The sequence below is a fragment of the Allobosea psychrotolerans genome (genome assembly GCF_002917105.1).
GTDB lineage: Bacteria > Pseudomonadota > Alphaproteobacteria > Rhizobiales > Beijerinckiaceae > Allobosea > Allobosea psychrotolerans.
Genome location: NZ_PQFZ01000009.1, coordinates 1 through 15,343 on the forward strand (window position 1 = coordinate 1; position 15,343 = coordinate 15,343).

16 protein-coding genes are annotated in these 15,343 nt (G+C 65.3%); 9 read left to right on the top strand and 7 right to left on the bottom strand.

Annotation, left to right across the window (positions count from 1 at the left end; genetic code table 11):
• Positions 1-455 precede the first annotated feature (455 nt).
• From polA to CYD53_RS15965, 5 genes are all read left to right on the top strand, one after another.
• The gene (gene polA / locus CYD53_RS15945) at positions 456-3,500 is read left to right on the top strand and encodes a DNA polymerase I (RefSeq protein WP_103719090.1); all 3,045 of its coding nucleotides are present in this window, start codon (positions 456-458) and stop codon (positions 3,498-3,500) included.
• A 111-nt stretch (positions 3,501-3,611) separates the two neighbouring features.
• Positions 3,612-4,763 carry an AI-2E family transporter gene (locus CYD53_RS15950; RefSeq protein WP_103719091.1) on the top strand — a complete coding sequence of 384 codons (1,152 nt, stop codon included), beginning with the start codon at positions 3,612-3,614 and terminating at the stop codon, positions 4,761-4,763.
• 126 nt (positions 4,764-4,889) lie between these two features.
• A complete protein-coding gene (locus CYD53_RS15955) occupies positions 4,890-5,342 on the top strand; it encodes a DUF883 C-terminal domain-containing protein (protein WP_146055937.1) in 453 nt (150 codons plus the stop codon).
• A gap of 3 nt (positions 5,343-5,345) precedes the next feature.
• Positions 5,346-5,774 carry a hypothetical protein gene (locus CYD53_RS15960; protein ID WP_103719093.1) on the top strand — a complete coding sequence of 143 codons (429 nt, stop codon included), beginning with the start codon at positions 5,346-5,348 and terminating at the stop codon, positions 5,772-5,774.
• A gap of 204 nt (positions 5,775-5,978) precedes the next feature.
• Entirely contained in the window at positions 5,979-7,322 is a 1,344-nt protein-coding gene (locus CYD53_RS15965; RefSeq protein ID WP_181011900.1) for a sensor histidine kinase, read from the top strand.
• A 70-nt stretch (positions 7,323-7,392) separates the two neighbouring features.
• Here the strand turns inward: CYD53_RS15965 and CYD53_RS15970 are convergent, their stop codons facing one another.
• Together CYD53_RS15970 and CYD53_RS30335 are read right to left on the bottom strand one after the other, a co-directional pair.
• Positions 7,393-7,752 carry a response regulator gene (locus CYD53_RS15970; protein ID WP_103719095.1) on the bottom strand — a complete coding sequence of 120 codons (360 nt, stop codon included), beginning with the start codon at positions 7,750-7,752 and terminating at the stop codon, positions 7,393-7,395.
• A 193-nt stretch (positions 7,753-7,945) separates the two neighbouring features.
• Positions 7,946-8,452 (bottom strand): DUF992 domain-containing protein, encoded by a 507-nt coding sequence (locus CYD53_RS30335; protein WP_181011901.1) that lies wholly within the window; start codon positions 8,450-8,452, stop codon positions 7,946-7,948.
• 118 nt (positions 8,453-8,570) lie between these two features.
• On the opposite strand from CYD53_RS30335, the gene CYD53_RS30340 reads away from it, so the two are divergent.
• Positions 8,571-8,804, top strand: a complete 234-nt coding sequence (locus CYD53_RS30340) for a hypothetical protein (protein ID WP_181011902.1) — start codon at positions 8,571-8,573, stop codon at positions 8,802-8,804.
• 94 nt (positions 8,805-8,898) lie between these two features.
• Here the strand turns inward: CYD53_RS30340 and CYD53_RS31035 are convergent, their stop codons facing one another.
• The 3 genes from CYD53_RS31035 to CYD53_RS15985 all read right to left on the bottom strand — a co-directional run bounded on the left by CYD53_RS31035 (position 8,899) and on the right by CYD53_RS15985 (position 11,143).
• Positions 8,899-9,855 carry an extensin-like domain-containing protein gene (locus CYD53_RS31035; protein ID WP_181011903.1) on the bottom strand — a complete coding sequence of 319 codons (957 nt, stop codon included), beginning with the start codon at positions 9,853-9,855 and terminating at the stop codon, positions 8,899-8,901.
• A 56-nt stretch (positions 9,856-9,911) separates the two neighbouring features.
• Positions 9,912-10,076: a hypothetical protein gene (locus CYD53_RS30350; protein ID WP_181011904.1), complete on the bottom strand. Its 165-nt coding sequence runs from the start codon at positions 10,074-10,076 to the stop codon at positions 9,912-9,914.
• Positions 10,077-10,345: 269 nt separating this feature from the next.
• Positions 10,346-11,143, bottom strand: a complete 798-nt coding sequence (locus CYD53_RS15985) for a response regulator (RefSeq protein WP_103719098.1) — start codon at positions 11,141-11,143, stop codon at positions 10,346-10,348.
• Between the two features lie 196 nt (positions 11,144-11,339).
• Between CYD53_RS15985 and CYD53_RS15990 the strand changes: the two genes are divergently transcribed.
• From CYD53_RS15990 to CYD53_RS16000, 3 genes are read left to right on the top strand one after another with little or no spacing between them, the layout of a single operon-like run.
• On the top strand, positions 11,340-11,567 hold the full coding sequence (locus tag CYD53_RS15990; RefSeq protein WP_245928267.1) for a NepR family anti-sigma factor: 228 nt from the start codon (positions 11,340-11,342) through the stop codon (positions 11,565-11,567).
• Positions 11,554-12,114, top strand: coding sequence for a sigma-70 family RNA polymerase sigma factor (locus CYD53_RS15995; protein ID WP_103719099.1), 561 nt, complete (start codon positions 11,554-11,556; stop codon positions 12,112-12,114). Before CYD53_RS15990 ends, CYD53_RS15995 begins: the two co-directional genes overlap by 14 nt.
• On the top strand, positions 12,114-13,769 hold the full coding sequence (locus tag CYD53_RS16000; protein WP_103719100.1) for a sensor histidine kinase: 1,656 nt from the start codon (positions 12,114-12,116) through the stop codon (positions 13,767-13,769). Before CYD53_RS15995 ends, CYD53_RS16000 begins: the two co-directional genes overlap by 1 nt.
• 226 nt (positions 13,770-13,995) lie before the next feature.
• Here CYD53_RS16000 and CYD53_RS16005 read toward each other — a convergent pair whose 3' ends face one another.
• Both CYD53_RS16005 and CYD53_RS16010 read right to left on the bottom strand, forming a co-directional pair.
• Positions 13,996-14,874, bottom strand: coding sequence for a transglutaminase family protein (locus CYD53_RS16005; protein ID WP_103719101.1), 879 nt, complete (start codon positions 14,872-14,874; stop codon positions 13,996-13,998).
• A 158-nt stretch (positions 14,875-15,032) separates the two neighbouring features.
• The gene (locus CYD53_RS16010; protein WP_103719102.1) at positions 15,033-15,311 is read right to left on the bottom strand and encodes a hypothetical protein; all 279 of its coding nucleotides are present in this window, start codon (positions 15,309-15,311) and stop codon (positions 15,033-15,035) included.
• Positions 15,312-15,343: the final 32 nt, after the last annotated feature.

Genomic DNA, 15,343 nt, shown 5'->3' on the forward strand with positions numbered 1-15,343 from the left:
GAACGTCGAGGCGATCCTTGGATACGTCGATGCCGACGAAAACAGCGAGAGCTTCATCCATGACCCATCCTTGCAAATGCGGGCTCGGGCCCAAGCGGCTGTCCGGGTTCGGGACAAAAAGGCGGAAGCCGCACCTCGCTCATCCACGGGCTCAACTCACCCAAGGGGGGACCGGGCTGACTTCCGCCTCAAACCTCGCCGGTACAAAACCGACTGGCAAATCAAAGATACAAGGGGGCGCCGTGCCTTACCCGGCTGGCGTCGTGTTCGGTTAGTCGGAAAGCTCACAGCACCCCCTCATCCGTCTCAGCTGCGCCGATCCACCTTCTCCCGCGAGGGGAGAAGGGATTTCCGCACCTCATCCCGACGGGAAACACCAGACTGCTGACAGGCTTTTGCGTTGGCCACGCCAACAAGCATGGACCGGCTCGCCCTGCCCGAATAAGGTCCGCGCCATGAGCGAGACAGCCCCGAAGACCACCGCCCCCGACCTGAAGCCCGGCGACCACCTCTTCCTGGTCGATGGCTCAAACTTCATCTTCCGCGCCTATTTCCAGTCGATCAACCAGGACCGGAAATACAATGCGCGCTCGGACGGCCTGCCTTCCGGCGCGGTGCGATTGTTTGCGACGAAAATGTTCCAGTTCGTGCGCGAGGGCGTGCTCGGGGTGAAGCCGACCCATCTCGCCATCGTCTTCGACAAGACCGAGAACTCGTTCCGCAAGGCGCTCTACCCCGCCTATAAGGGCAACCGCTCCGAGCCGCCGCCGGACCTGATCCCGCAATTCCCACTGATGCGCGAGGCCGTGCGCGCCTTCGGGCTGATCCCGGTCGAGCAGGATGTGTACGAGGCTGACGACCTGATCGCGACCTATGCCAGACAGGCGCGCGAGGCCGGGGCCGACGTGCTGATCGTCTCGGCCGACAAGGATCTGATGCAGCTCGTGGGCCCGGGCGTGGCGATGTATGACCCGGCCTCGGGCGACGCCAAGAAGGGCGCCGGCTTCCGGGCCGAACGCCGGATCGGCGAGCCCGAAGTGGTCGAGTATTTCGGCGTGATGCCGAACAGGGTTGTGGATGTGCAGGCGCTGGCCGGCGATGCGACCGATAATGTGCCGGGCGCGCCCGGCATCGGCATCAAGACGGCGGCCCAGCTCATCGGTGAATATGGCGACCTGGAGACGCTGCTGGCGCGGGCCGGCGAGATCAAGCAGCCCAAGCGCCGGGAGACCCTGACCAATCCCGAGGTGATCGAGAAGATACGCATCTCGCACAAGCTCGTGACGCTGGTCGACGACGTAAAGGTCGAGACACCGCTCTCGCATCTGACGCTGGCCGATCCCGATCCGGCCAGGCTCGTCGCCTTCCTCAAGGCGATGGAGTTCACCACCATCACCAAGCGCGTCGCCGAGGCCTATGGGGCCGATGTCGCGGCGATCGACGCCGACGAAGCGCTGGCCCCGGGCGGCGCGCGCGCGGCTGAATTGAAGGCGCTCTATGTCGGCGCCGATGCCGCCGAAGGCGGCTTCGCAGCGCCGACCACGGCCTCTGACGCCGGCGCCGAACCCGCCAGCGCACAGCCATCGAACGGCGACGGCTGGATGAAGCCGTCCGACCTCGCAGCCGCCCGCAAGAACGAAGCCATCGGCGGGAAGATCGGCCGCACCGCTTACGAATGCGTGCGCACGCTCGCCGATCTCGAGCGCTGGATCGGCTGGGCCTATGAGGCCGGCCAGGTCGCACTCGACACCGAGACCAATTCGCTCGACGCGATGCAGGCCGATCTCGTCGGCGTCTCGCTTGCAGTCGCGCCCGGACGCGCCTGCTACATCCCGCTGCAGCATCGCGGCGGCACCGATTTGTTCGGCAGCGGCATGGTCGAGGGCCAGATTCCGCTCGACCAGGCGGTGGCAGCCCTCAAGCCGCTTCTGGTCGATCCAGGCGTCCTGAAGATCGGCCAGAACCTGAAATACGACCTGCTGATCCTCGAACGGCACGGGCTTTCCGTCGCGCCGATCGAGGACACGATGCTGATTTCCTATGCGCTCGACGCCGGCAACAACAATCACGGCATGGACCGGCTCTCCGAGCTCCATCTCGGCCATGAGACGATCCCGTTCTCGCAAGTCGCGGGCACCGGCAAGGCGCAGGTGACCTTCGACAAGATCGCGCTCGACAAGGCGACGGATTATGCCGCCGAGGATGCCGATGTGACGCTGCGGCTCTGGCGCGCGCTCAAGCCCAGGCTCGCGGCGGAGGGCAAGACCACCGTCTACGAGACGCTTGAGCGGCCATTGATCGCCGTGCTCGCCCGCATGGAGCAGCGCGGCATCGCCATCGACCGGCAGATCCTGTCGCGGCTCTCTGGCGAGTTCGCGCAATCGCTCGCCCGGCTGGAAGACGAGATCTACGAGGTGGCGGGCGAGAAATTCCTGATCGGCAGCCCAAAACAGCTCGGCGACATCCTGTTCGGCAAGATGGGGCTTTCCGGCGCCAAGAAGACCGCGACCGGACAATGGGCGACCGGGGCCGGCGTGCTCGAGGAGCTCGCCGAGCAGGGCCACCCACTGCCCTCGAAGATCCTGGAATGGCGCCAGCTCGCCAAGCTGAAATCGACCTATACCGACTCGCTGCCGACCTATCTGCACCCGCAGACCAACCGGGTGCACACCTCCTATGCGCTGGCGGCAACGACGACGGGGCGGCTCTCCTCCTCCGAGCCCAATCTGCAGAACATCCCGATCCGCACCGAGGCCGGCCGCAAGATCAGGACCGCCTTCGTGGCCGAAAAGGGCCACAAGCTGATCTCGGCCGATTACAGCCAGATCGAGCTGCGCCTGCTCGCCCATATCGCCGACATACCGCAGCTCCGGCAGGCCTTCGCCGACGGCATCGACATCCATGCGATGACGGCCTCGGAAATGTTCGGCGTGCCGGTCCAGGGCATGCCGAGCGAGGTGCGTCGCCGCGCCAAGGCGATCAATTTCGGCATCATCTACGGCATTTCCGCCTTCGGCCTCGCCAACCAGCTCGCCATCAGCCGTGAGGAGGCCGGCGCCTATATCCGGAAGTATTTCGAACGTTTCCCGGGCATCCGCGACTACATGGACCAGACCAAGACCTTCGTGCGGGCCAACGGCCATGTCACGACGATCTTCGGCCGGGTCTGCCATTTCCCGGCGGTCGCCTCGAAGAACCCTTCCGAGCGCGCCTTCGTCGAGCGCCAGGCGATCAATGCGCCGATCCAGGGCTCGGCCGCCGACATCATCCGCCGCGCCATGATCCGGATGGAGGGCGCGCTCGCCGCCGCCAGGCTCGACGCCCGCATGCTGCTGCAGGTGCATGACGAACTCGTCTTCGAGGTGCCCGAAGCCCAGGTCGAGGCGACATTGCCGGTGGTCCGCCAGGTGATGGTGGAGGCACCGCACCCGGCCGTGCAATTGCGCGTGCCCCTGCAAGTCGATGCGCGGGCGGCGAATAACTGGGACGAGGCGCATTGAGGCGCCGACGTTTCGACCCCAGAAACCTGGCCTGCAGGAACCTTGCCGGCCAGTGCCACGTTATAGGTCTGACGCGCCGGGGGGCGCGCTTTGCGCGTTGGATATCGTCACATGCTCAGTTCGTCCGCCTGGAGACCGTTTCCGCGCTATATGGCGGAACCCGAGATCGAGGAGATCCAGGACGAGGTCACGCCCTATGAGCATGATCTCATCGTCCGCTACGCCACTGTCGGCATCTTCGTCATCCTGGCGACCACGACGCTCTATCTGACCAAGGTTATCGCCCTGCCGGTGACGGCGGGCGTCATCTTCGGCCTGGTGCTGGGACCGCTGGTCGACTGGCTGGTGCGCCGCGGGATACCTCAGCATCTGGCCGCAGCCATGGTGGTCCTGCTCGGGCTCGGCCTGATTCTCTTCGCGATCACCCTGCTCGCCGTGCCGATCGCCGGCTGGAGCGACCAGGCTCCCGCGATGATGGCGGCGTTGAAGGCCAAGCTCGCCAGCGTCTTCGTCTTCATGGACGAATTCAAGCGGGCCGCCGCTACGCTGACCGGCAAGAGCGGGGCGGAACTCAACGTCTCGCAAGGGAATCCGCTGCTCGATATCGCGGTCTCGTCTTCGGCGGCGGCGGGCGGCCTGCTGATCTTCGTCGCGACGGTGTATTTCTGGCTGGCCACGCGGCGCCATCTCAAGGCGCGCGCACTGCGGTTTTGCCTCGGCCGCGGGGCGCGAAAATCCGCCGGCGCCTTCTTCGAAGAAATCGAGACGCGGGTCGCGCGCTATTTCGGGCTGGTGACGCTGATCAATCTCGGCATGGGCTTGATGAGCCTGGCGATCGCTACCCTCGCAGGGCTGCCATTCCCCATATTCTGGGGCGCGCTCGCCTTCCTGCTGAACTATCTCGCCTTCATCGGGCCGATCATCGTCACCGTGCTGCTGCTTGCAGGGGCGCTGCTGGACGCACCCTCTCTCCTCGCCGCGATCTGGCCGGCAGCGGCGTATTTCGTCCTGCATCTGATCGAAGGCAATGTCGTGACCCCGGTTTTCGTTGGGCGCAGGCTCACCGTCTCGCCATTCCTGGTCTTCATCTGCTTCATCTTCTGGCTTTGGCTCTGGGGGCCCGTCGGCGCGGTGCTCTCGACTCCGATCCTGCTGGTAGCCATGGTGGCGCAGGAGGAATTCGCCGCATACCGCAAGGCGCAGCAGGACGAGGCCACGCCCCAGGACGAGCCCGCCCAGCCGCAAGTGGCCGGTGCAGGCTAGAACGTTTGCGAGCAAAGAGGACATCGGTTCGCGTGACGAAGACAGGTTAAGGCAAGGGGCGAGAACGGGCGAACGATCCAACGAGATCGGAAACCGCTCTAGCCGGGTACAAGGAACCCGCGCGCCATGCGTGCGTTAGGTCACCAAGCTCCGGTTTCATTCGGAGCGCACCCATCCATTCGCAGTATCGAGAGGGGGACATCAGACATGGCCAGCACCACTTCCGCGAAACGCCAGGCGGCTTCGGCGGTCAAACGCGCCAAGGATGAAGCCGTCGCGGGCGCCGAGGACATCGCTGCTGACGCCAAGGCCTCCGCGCAGAAGACCAGCCGGCGCGTCAAGCGCGAGACGAGCGAACTCGAAGCCAGTCTGACGCGCAGCGCCGAGGACCTGGCTGCAACGGTCACCGAAACGCTTCGCGCCGTCGGCGTCGACACCGACAAGATGGTCGGCGTCGCCAAGGAACAGGCGACCGATCTGCAGCGGATCATTGTCCAGGAGATCCAGGAGCGGCCGCTGCGCGCGCTCGGGGTGGCCGCGGCGGTCGGCCTGTTCGTCGGCTTCCTGTCGGCGCGATAAGCCATGTTTGGGGGGCTGGGAAACTTCATTACGTCGGAAATCTCCGGCGCGGTCAGGCGGAATGTCATCATCTACGGCCTGTACGGGTTTTCGGCCCTGCTGGTGCTGTGCGCCGCGGGCTATGCCCTGAACGCGCTGCACACCGTTCTGGCGCTGCGCTACGACCCGATCACTGCGAGCCTCTGGATCGCGGGCGGACTGTTCCTCGCCGCCTTGCTGAGCCTGGGCGTCGCGACCTATGTCAAGAATCGCCGGCGACCGCCGCGGCCGCTGGCGACCACGGCCTTGGCCGCCGCGCCGATCGCAGCCAAGCTGCTCGGATCGTCGCGCTTGGGCTGGCGCACGGCCGTCATCGGAAGCGTCGCCATCCTCGGCGCCCTGATCGGCTGGCAGTTCTTCAACCGCGACGGGGGCGACGAGGACGAAGCGTGACGGTCAGGGCAAGGCGCTAGAACAATTGCTCTATTCCTTTGTTTTGGCGCGTTTTCTTCACACGAACCGGTGTCCGCTTCGCTCGAAAGCGCTCCAAGGCGAATGCGGAGATCGCTCGACCGCCCCTGTCTTTTTACATAGGGATTGCGGATTCCGTCCTGTATCACGGTATCCATGTCCACTGAGGTAAGGCCCCGCAGCCGCTTGGCGCTGCCCAGCATTCCCGCCCTAGGCGCCCGCCTGCGATCGGCCACGACGACGATCATCGCGATCGGCGTCGTTGGCGTGGCGGTCATCCTGGCGGCCTGGATCAATGCGCAAGCGCGCGCCACGGCGGAGCGCGTCTCCCATTCGATCGAGATCCGCGAGCGTTCCGAGCGGTTCCTGGGTCATATGCGCGACGCCGAGACCGGACAGCGCGGCTATCTCCTGACCCATGATCCAGCCTATCTCGGCCCCTACACGAACGGCCGAGCCGCCGCCCTCCCGGAACTCGACGCCCTGACGCAACTCGTCGAAGGCGATGCCGCGCAGACCGAACGCGTCGCCAAGGCGCGCAGCGAGGCTATCGCCAAGCTGGACGAGCTCGACTCCACGATCGCGCTCGCGCGGGCAGGCCAGTTTGATAGGGCTATCGCACGCGTGAAGGGCGGCAATGGCTTCTCCGTCATGGACGCGTTGCGCGGCACCGTGCAGCAGCTTCAACTCGGCGAGAACATCCGCCTCGTCGCGCTGAATCGCAGCGAGGAGCGCAGGCGGCTTTTGGCCAGTATCGGCATCGTCGTCGCGCTGGCCGGACTTGCCTTCGCCGCCTGGCAGCAATTGCGCACGCGGCAGCGCCGCAGCACCCTGCTGGCCTCCAGCAACGCGCAGCTCGAGCGGATCGTGAGCGAGCGAACCCAGCAGCTCGAGAACGAGCGGCTGCGCATCGAGGCGTTGCTGCGCGACGTCAACCACCGCGTCGGCAACAATCTGGCCATGGTCTCGGCGCTGCTCAACGTCCAGAGCCGGCAGACGCGCGAGCCTGCCGTGCGCGACGCCCTCTCCCAGGCGCAATCGCGCATCCAGGCGATCGCCGCCGGGCAACGCCGCCTGCGCCTCGACATCGAGACCGACGAGATCGACGCCCAGCCCTATATGGAGGATCTCCTCGCCGAGATCGGCAAGGCGGCCGAGGGCCGGCCGATCGAGATTGTATTGGAGATGGATTCGATCCGCCTGCCTGGACGCGACGCGGTGTCATTCGTCGTGATCGTCAACGAGCTCGTGACGAACGCAATCAAACACGCCTTCCCCGACAATGCGCCGGGGCGAATCGTCATCCGTTTCAGCGAGCATGAGGAGGACGGGGCGACCAGGCTTGTGCTGACGGTCGAGGATGACGGCGTCGGACTGCCGGTGGTCGAACCGGATACCAAGGGTCTGGGTCAGACGGTGATCGCCAGCCTGTTGCGCAGCATGCGGGCAACGATGACCAGCGAACCGCTTTCTCCCGGTTCCGCGCGCCCCGGCTCCAAGATCACGTTGACCTTCCCGAAACGGGACTGAGTGCGGCCTGAGGGCCAGCCGTCAACGCGCTTTCTTCGTCGGACCGGCATCCATTTCGCTCGAAGACGCTCTAAGCCACCTTGATCGCGCTCGACACGAAGCTCGCGATCTCGCGCGTGGAAAAGGGCTTGCGCAGGAAGCGTACGTCCCGCAGCGATTTGGGCACATCGTTTGGGAGCGAGCCCGAGACGAACGCGAAGGGGGTACCGCTCTGGAGCAGGCTGGCGGCGACATCGAAGGTCTTGCCACCGACGACGTCGATATCGAGCAAGGCGCAGGACAGCTGCGACGCAGCCGCCACGCGCGCGCCGGCAACCGATTCGACGACGATCAACTCGGCGCTTTCACCGAGTTGTTCCGCCACGGCGGCTTCGATGTCCATTGCGATGAACGGGTCGTCTTCGACGATCAGGATGCGGATATCGGACATCAATCCAGCCTCCCTTCCTCTACTCTCTTGTCGTAACATGCCGAGAGAACGTCAGAATGCTTGCGATGTTCCGACAGTGTCCTCCGATGAGGTTGGGAAATCGTCAAATACGACTCAAATTGCAGCGATAAGGTTAGCGAATCGTTGCGAACCTTCGCAGGCGCCAGTCATTTGGACCTCAGCGACTGCGACCTCAGCGACGTCTGGACTTCGCCAGCGTGAGCTCGAATCCGGTCACGCCGATCGCCACATTGATCCCGCGGGTGCCCTGAAGCGAAAGCGGCTGCAGGGTGACATCGCCGTCATTGCCGCCGACGAGCAGATTGCCGGAGCCGCCCGTCCCTACGGAGCCGCCTACCGCCGCTCCGCCATAGCGGCCGGCAAGCGCGCCCAGCGGCGCCCGGGCATAAGGACCATAGACCCGCCACGACATCGTGCTGCTGCGGATCGTGCCGAGATCGAGGCCGAAACTCCTGACGACGCCGACATAGCGCTGCACCGGACCGCGGCGCGGCGTGAAGCGGCACTCCATCGGGCGTTGCGATGTCACCACCAGCCCCAGCCCCGCGCCGACGCTGCAGTTGAGGCGCCCCGCCGGCGGGCCTGACTGAGCGAAGGCCGGAGCCTGGAATGCGAGCAGGCCCGCAGCCGCGGCAGCAAGGATCGCAACAGTTTGAAACCGGGGAAGCGGGGCAGCCATATTGAAACTCCTCACGATCGAATGACGCTGAAACGCCGCAAACGCTCCACAGTTCCTCATTAGACGGAACCTGCTCGGAGATGTTGCGTTATGCTCGGCGTCGAGACGGAAAACCCACATGCTCATCAGCTTCCTCCAGGATGATGCGTCTGCCAAGGGACTAGCCTGCAAGGGACTGGCTTGGCGAGGCGAGTTGGGCACGCCGCCGTTCTGGGAATTGGAAGAGCTGATCGCACAGGGGCATGACACCGGGACGGCTCTGGAGATCATCGCGGTGCGGCGCAGCGAAGCCGAAGGGCAGGACCGCCCACCCGCTTGCGACGCAGCCTCCCCCGCGCGCATTCCCGCCTGAAGCCAGCGGGTTCCAAATCCCTCCTGGTGCAGGACACAAAAAAGCGCGAGCCGGCTTTTAGCATCCTCCTCCAACGCTTTGCCCAGAGACGGATTCATTGGCAGAACCGTGTCGACGGCGAACGGCGCGCCTGGATGTCCAGATGCAGGTGATTGGCATGGGCAGCATCCGCACCGGGCCCTATGCTGGTGGTGAATGCACCGCAGGCGGCCTGCCTCACAGCCGAGAGGAACCGCTGCTGGACGCCATCCTCGGGCCGTTCGACGCCGACCGTCAGGCCGCCAGCCTCCCCCGCCAGGACAAAGGCGAAGACATCGAGCGCCCGACCTGTCGCATGCTCGCTCAGCGGCCCAGTTGCCGCCCTGTTGCGACGCCGGCATTCCTGACCGCCTCCAACCCGCAGGCCAACCAGATCCCGGCCGAAATAGCCTTTCGCCAGCGGCTGGACGCTGCTGGCGAGAAATTCAGCCGCCCTTGTCGCCATCTCGCAACTCAAGGTGACAGGTGGCTCGAAGACGACCGGCACCGACCCCATCTCGAGCGCCTCGACCAGGACGGGGCTCTCGACGCGGCAGGCGGGATCCTCGGATTTGGCGGCGTCGGCATCAGCTGCACGCACACGCGTGCCATAAAGCGCGCGCAGCTCCGCCAGGCAGGCGGCGCCATCGTTAGAATTCGGCAGCTCCGCTGGGCTCGCGCCAGTGGGGAGCGCAGGGGGGTCGGCGGGCTTCGACGGCTGCTGCGGGCGCAGATCAACCGGTCGCGGAGGCGGCAAGGCCTTGATCCCTGCCTCGCTTTGGCTGTTGTTTTCCACGCCATGAACGTCCGGGGCATGGACTTCCGCGCCATGAACGCCACCTGCCCAGATCGCGACGGTCAGGACGCCCAAGGCGAGCCGGCCAACGCTTCGAGGCCATAGAGCATTGCGCGAAGAAGCGGGTCCCGGTTTTTCGCGGGAACAATGCTCTAAACTGCAGGAATCGATGACGTTTTTCGCATTCGGACGGAACCGTCCGAATGCGACGTGATCTAGCGATGGATGTGCCCGCACCGCCCCGGATGACGCGCCTATCCCGGCCAGGTCGCGGAGGGCTGTGATGTGCGGATTCAGCTGTCGAGGGCGGCTGCGCTGAGCACGGCCAGGACCGTGGTAGCCGCCAAAGCGAGCGACAGGGCTTCCCCCGTCAGCGCGCCGGCTGACACGGCGCCACCAAACAGAACCAACGCCATCGAACCGCCCGTGATCAGGGCTGCAACAAACGTCGTCGCCATGGACCAAGACCTCCCGAAAGGCGGCCGGTTTGGTCCAGCCTGCCGTTGCGCGTAACGCCGGAGGGACCCGCCGGTTCCCGCCTGGTTCATGCGTCTTGATCGGCTCACCTATGCTTCCCGGGTCGGCCTGGAGCAGGATGCGAAAAAATGGGAACCGGTTTTCGCAGCCTGCACTCGCCCTGAGATGAGAGCAGGCAAGCCCGAACGACAAAAAGCCGGCGGCATGAGGATACCGCCGGCCCCCCGGATCGTGGACGCCGAGAGCCCGCTCAGGCTGCCTTGCGGCCGGCCCGGCGATCGAAGAACAGCGCCTGGCTGATCGCAGCCTTCACCGCCTCGGGCTGGAACGGCTTGGTGATCAGAAAGGCCGGTTCCGGCCGGTCGCCGGTCAGCAGGCGCTCCGGATAGGCGGTGATGAAGATCACCGGCACATCGATCGAAGAGAGGATCTCGTTGACGGCGTCGAGGCCCGAGCTGCCATCGGCGAGCTGGATGTCGGCGAGGACGAGGCCGGGGCGCTTCTTGGCGACGAGCGCGATCGCCTCGCGATGCGTGCGGGCAACGCCGGTCACGGTATGGCCGAGCTCCTCCACCATGGTCTCGATGTCGAGCGCGATGATCGGCTCGTCCTCGATGATCAGCACATCGGTCGCGACCTGCTCGGCGATCTCCTGACCTGCCGCCTGGATCAGGTCGGCGGCGTCGGGCGCTGAAATACCCATGATCGTGGCGACCTCCTCGATCGAGAAACCTTCGACGGTGCGCAACAGGAAGGCCTGGCGCGGCCGCGGCGTCAGCGCTTCGAGATTGCGCTCGGCCGAAGGCCGGTCGGGCTCGGCGGAGCCGGTGCTGGCGGCGTTGAGGCTGACCGAAGACCACAGCTTCAGAAACGTATGATAGAGCCCCAGCCTGGGATCGAACCCGCGCGGGAATGAAGAGGGATCGGCGACGAGCGCTTCAAGCATCGCGACGACATAGGCGTCTCCGCTCGCCTGCGTCCCGCTCAGCGCCCGGGCAAACCGGCGCAGATAAGGCAGGTGCGGTGCAATTTCTTTCGCAATCGACATGCAAGGGTCCCTTGTAACGTGCCGAAAATGAGCACCCGCAGCGGCTTTCTGACAAGCGTTTTATTTTTTGTTCTTCCTGGAACCTTTTCGGGCGAAGCCTGTTATCAGGCCGTATGAATGCCTGCTTGGGCGAGCCGGCATGATCAAGCGCGAGACCCGCTGGAAAAGCAGGCTCGCTTTCGTTGCGAGGGCTGAGATGAACAACGCGAGCGTCCCGATGACGGAACCCGGTGGGAGTGACAATGACGAGGCCGAACTGATCCTCGATCCCAGGGTGCAGGAATCGATCGGGCGGTCGCTGAAGGCGCATTACGACGATATCGTCAACGCGCCGGTGCCCGACAAATTCCTCGTGCTGCTCGCCCAGCTCGAAGCTCAGGAAATCCGCGCCGCTTCCGGGGACATGTCCGATGAGCGCCTCTGATTTCAAGGACGGGCTGATCAAGGAGATCCCGAATCTGCGCGCCTTCGCGGCCTCGCTCTCGGGCTCGATGCAGCTCGCCGACGATCTCGTGCAGGATACGCTGCTCAAGGCCTGGGGCAATTCGGAAAAATTCGAGCCCGGCACGAGCCTGCGCGCCTGGCTCTTCACGATCCTGCGCAACACCTACTACTCGCTCTACCGCAAGCGCGGTCGGGAGGTTCAGGACAGCGAGGGCACCTATGCCGAGCGCATGGCGACACATGGCAACCAGGAAAGCCATCTAGACCTCGCCGATTTCCGCAAGGCGCTCGCCAAGCTGCCCGAAGAACAGCGCGAAGTGCTGATCATGGTCGGCGCGACCGGGCTCTCCTATGAGGAAACCGCCGAGATCTGCGGCGTCGCCATCGGCACGATCAAGAGCCGGGTCAACCGCGCCCGGACGAAGCTGGCCGAACTGCTTTCGATCGGCGGACTCGACGATCTCGGGCCAGACCGCAAGACCGCCGCCGCCATCCAAAGGGTCGGTTCCGAAATCGTCGGTCTCTGATGCGGCTGGCGCGCTTCAAGACCGTCAGAGGGCGCCTGCTCGCACTGCTGATCGGCATAGCGCTGCCAATCGCCGGCCTGACCGCGATCACCGCCATCACCACCTACCAGACCGTCACCGCCGCGATCCGCACATCCCAGATGCGCACGGTCGAGGACTACGCCGTGCGCACCCGCGTCTGGTACCGCGGCGCCTTGCGGTCGCTGCTCGCCGGCGGGTCCGCACTGGCCCTGACCGCTCGCGATAGCAGCGATTGCGGCAAGGTCGGCGGCCAGACGCTCGCTCGGGTCGCCGGCTATCGCGCCATCCATGTCCTGCCGCGGGGCGGGGACGCCTGCGCCTTCTCGCTCGATCCCGAGGTCAGCGCTGCCGATCTCGCCGCAGCAGCGGCAATGTTGCAGGCAAAACCTCCGGTCCAGAGCTGGGCCGGGACGGAGCTCGCCCAGGTGCGCTACGACCATGTGACGCTGGGCGGCAAGCGCTATCTCGCCGTCTACGCGCAAAGCGACGAAACCGGCAGCCCGCTGCGGGAAGGCCTGCTGCTGGTCGATCCGGAGTTGCTGGACCAGGTCTTCGACCTGGGTGACGGCGAACCCGGGCTCGTCGTCGCCCTGGTCGGCCGCGGCGGCGACATCATCGTCTCGCGCGGCACCGCGCAGCCAGATGACGCGTCCTGGCTGCCGGCGCGGGACCTGGCGCCGGCGGCGAAGGAGCCCTCGCAGGTGCAAAGCCGCGCCGGCGTCTCGCGCGTCTACGCCACCCGCATCGTCGCCGACCCCGATTTCTACATCATCGCCAGCTTCGACGATGCGCTGGGGCAGGCGGCCCGGACACAGTTTCTGGTGCTGCTGCTGGCGCCGCTGCTGACGCTGGCTCTGCTCTGCGTTGTCTATCTGCGCGCGATCGACAAGCATTGCGTGCGCTGGCTGCGCGGCATCGAGGCGGCGGCCAGGACACGCTCGACCCTGACGACGGCACGCGCGGTGATCGCCGACGACATGCCAAGCGACATCCGCAGCGTCGCGGAAGCCTTCAACACCATGGTCGAGGAGCAGGAGGTCAGGCAGCGCAAGCTGCAGACCGCGCTCGACGACAACCGTTTCCTCGTTCGCGAACTGCATCACCGCGTAAAGAACAGCCTGCAGGTGGTGCAGAGCTATATCGGCCTGACCAAGCGCGACTACCGCGGCGATGCGCGGATGGCCTTGGCCGACGCCGAATGCCGCGTTCACGTGCTCTCGGCCGCCTATCGCTTCACGCTCGCCGATGGCGAGATGCAGCCCGTGCGCATCGACCTCTTCGTCGACGATGTCGTGACGATGATCTCGAACCTGCTGCGCCGCCGCGACCAATGGGTCACCAGCATCGTCGACACGCGCGCCTCGCTCTCGGTCGACCGGATCATCCCGCTCGGATTCCTGATCGTCGACGTGATGTCGCGTGCGCTGCGCAGCACGCCGGGCGTCAGCATTCAGATCTCCGTCTCCGACATCGACGACGGCACGGTCGAGATCGCCATCGAGGCCGATCGCGAGATCGCCCATAGCGCGCCGCCCAAGCTCTTCGCCGGCCTCGTCACCCAGATCGAGGCGATTCAGGCGGGTGCGCCGGAAGGAGCGCGGCTCGGCGCCTGGAGGGTCGCCCATTTCACCTAAAGCAATTGTTTTGACGCGTTTTCTCCGCGCAAACGCTTCGCGTTTGTCGCGATGGAACCGGTATCCATTCGCCCGAAAACGCTCAAGATCCGGATGATTTCAGATGGAACCACAAAGTGATCCCATCTGAAATCTGAATCCGTCTCTCATCTAAGAGTGAGAGCAGGATTGATGCGAAAAACCGGTTTCCACTTTTTCGCATCCTGCTCTGAGGAGCGCCGCGCCATCAGGCAGGCTTGTCGATCGGTTCGATATTGACACCGACGCTCAGCCCGAGGAACGAACCCGTCCCCCCGGTGAAACTGCCGGAGACGGGCGAGGCGTCCTCGGGCACGCGCGCGACGGCGACGCGCAGAAGCTGCCTGTCGGCGACGAGATCATTGGTCGGGTCGAATTCCACCCAGCCATCGCCGGGGATGAAGACATCGGCCCAGGCATGGGTCAGACCGATGCTGGAGACCAGCCCGGCCGCGTCGGGCGAGCGGTCGTGGATATATCCCGTCACGAAACGCGAGGCGAAGCCCATGCGCCGGGCGAGCTCGATGAAAAGCCAGGCATAGTCGCGGCAGGAGCCGGCCAGTGAGCGCAGCGTATCGGCGGGGTGCTGCGTGCCTTCGTCGAAGCGCACCGCATAACTCAGCCCAGTATAGATCGCATGGGCAAGGTCGCGCAGCAGATGCCCGGACCCATGGCCGATGCGGGCGCGAAAATCCGCCAGCCATTGGTCGAGCAGGCCGTCAGGGTCGGCGGCAGCGAGATCGAGATAGGGCTGGAGCACGGCACGCTCCGCTTCGCTGTAGACCACGCCGGTCACGCCAGCGGAATGCTCGATCTCGGTACGCAGCAGGGCCGAACCGAAGCGCTGGATCACCAACTCGCTGACGATGTCGAGCGTATTGGCGGGCGCGTCGAAATTCGCGATCGCGACCGAATTGCCGTAGGCGTCGTGCATCCAGCGCAGCCGCGCCCGGGGAGCGATCGACAGGGCCGTGTCGACAACCCGCAGATCGAAGGAATCGCGCGGGCGCAGCATCAGCCGATGCGGCCCGAATTGCACCGGAGCGGCATAGCGATAGGTGGTGGCGTGGCGGATGCGCAGATACATCGGTCCCCCCAGGCGTTTTCGTCAGCAAATCCGCGCCGGCCTCCGCGACGACCAAAAAACAAGCCGCCCGGAGGCGGCTCGAAGTGCATCGCGCGAGGGAGCGCTGGATTGTCAACGTGCAATCTTGAGAACGGTTCCCGCCGCGAGAACAAATCGGTTCAGCGGATGATCACCCTTGGGCCGCTCTCCAGCATGGCCTGCTGCGAACTGGCGATGGCGCGCTTGGTGCGATCGACGACCTTCTGGCCGGAATCCACGGAAGCGAAACGGATATCGGTCGGCTCATGGCGCTGAATCTTGACCTGCGCGACCGTGCTCGAGCTCTGGTCGTCGAGGTGCTGCCAATCCGCAGCCATTGTCAGGCTGGCGACGGCCACGCCCATGAAGCCGAAGAAGAGGCCAGCGCGTTTGATGGGGGCAAGGCTGTCATTCAACATCTGTCTCTCCCAACGCCACAACCAGCCACCAT

Coding starts and splice junctions, on each gene's coding strand:
- CYD53_RS30340 (WP_181011902.1), top strand. CDS start 8,571: ATGCTCATCAGCTTCCTCCAGGATGATGCGTCTGCCAAGGGACTAGCC.
- CYD53_RS15970 (WP_103719095.1), bottom strand. CDS start 7,752: ATGTCCGATATCCGCATCCTGATCGTCGAAGACGACCCGTTCATCGCA.
- CYD53_RS15950 (WP_103719091.1), top strand. CDS start 3,612: ATGCTCAGTTCGTCCGCCTGGAGACCGTTTCCGCGCTATATGGCGGAA.
- CYD53_RS15960 (WP_103719093.1), top strand. CDS start 5,346: ATGTTTGGGGGGCTGGGAAACTTCATTACGTCGGAAATCTCCGGCGCG.
- CYD53_RS15995 (WP_103719099.1), top strand. CDS start 11,554: ATGAGCGCCTCTGATTTCAAGGACGGGCTGATCAAGGAGATCCCGAAT.
- CYD53_RS30335 (WP_181011901.1), bottom strand. CDS start 8,452: ATGGCTGCCCCGCTTCCCCGGTTTCAAACTGTTGCGATCCTTGCTGCC.
- CYD53_RS30350 (WP_181011904.1), bottom strand. CDS start 10,076: ATGGCGACGACGTTTGTTGCAGCCCTGATCACGGGCGGTTCGATGGCG.
- CYD53_RS15955 (WP_146055937.1), top strand. CDS start 4,890: ATGCGTGCGTTAGGTCACCAAGCTCCGGTTTCATTCGGAGCGCACCCA.
- CYD53_RS16010 (WP_103719102.1), bottom strand. CDS start 15,311: ATGTTGAATGACAGCCTTGCCCCCATCAAACGCGCTGGCCTCTTCTTC.
- CYD53_RS15985 (WP_103719098.1), bottom strand. CDS start 11,143: ATGTCGATTGCGAAAGAAATTGCACCGCACCTGCCTTATCTGCGCCGG.
- CYD53_RS16005 (WP_103719101.1), bottom strand. CDS start 14,874: ATGTATCTGCGCATCCGCCACGCCACCACCTATCGCTATGCCGCTCCG.
- polA (WP_103719090.1), top strand. CDS start 456: ATGAGCGAGACAGCCCCGAAGACCACCGCCCCCGACCTGAAGCCCGGC.
- CYD53_RS16000 (WP_103719100.1), top strand. CDS start 12,114: ATGCGGCTGGCGCGCTTCAAGACCGTCAGAGGGCGCCTGCTCGCACTG.
- CYD53_RS15990 (WP_245928267.1), top strand. CDS start 11,340: ATGAACAACGCGAGCGTCCCGATGACGGAACCCGGTGGGAGTGACAAT.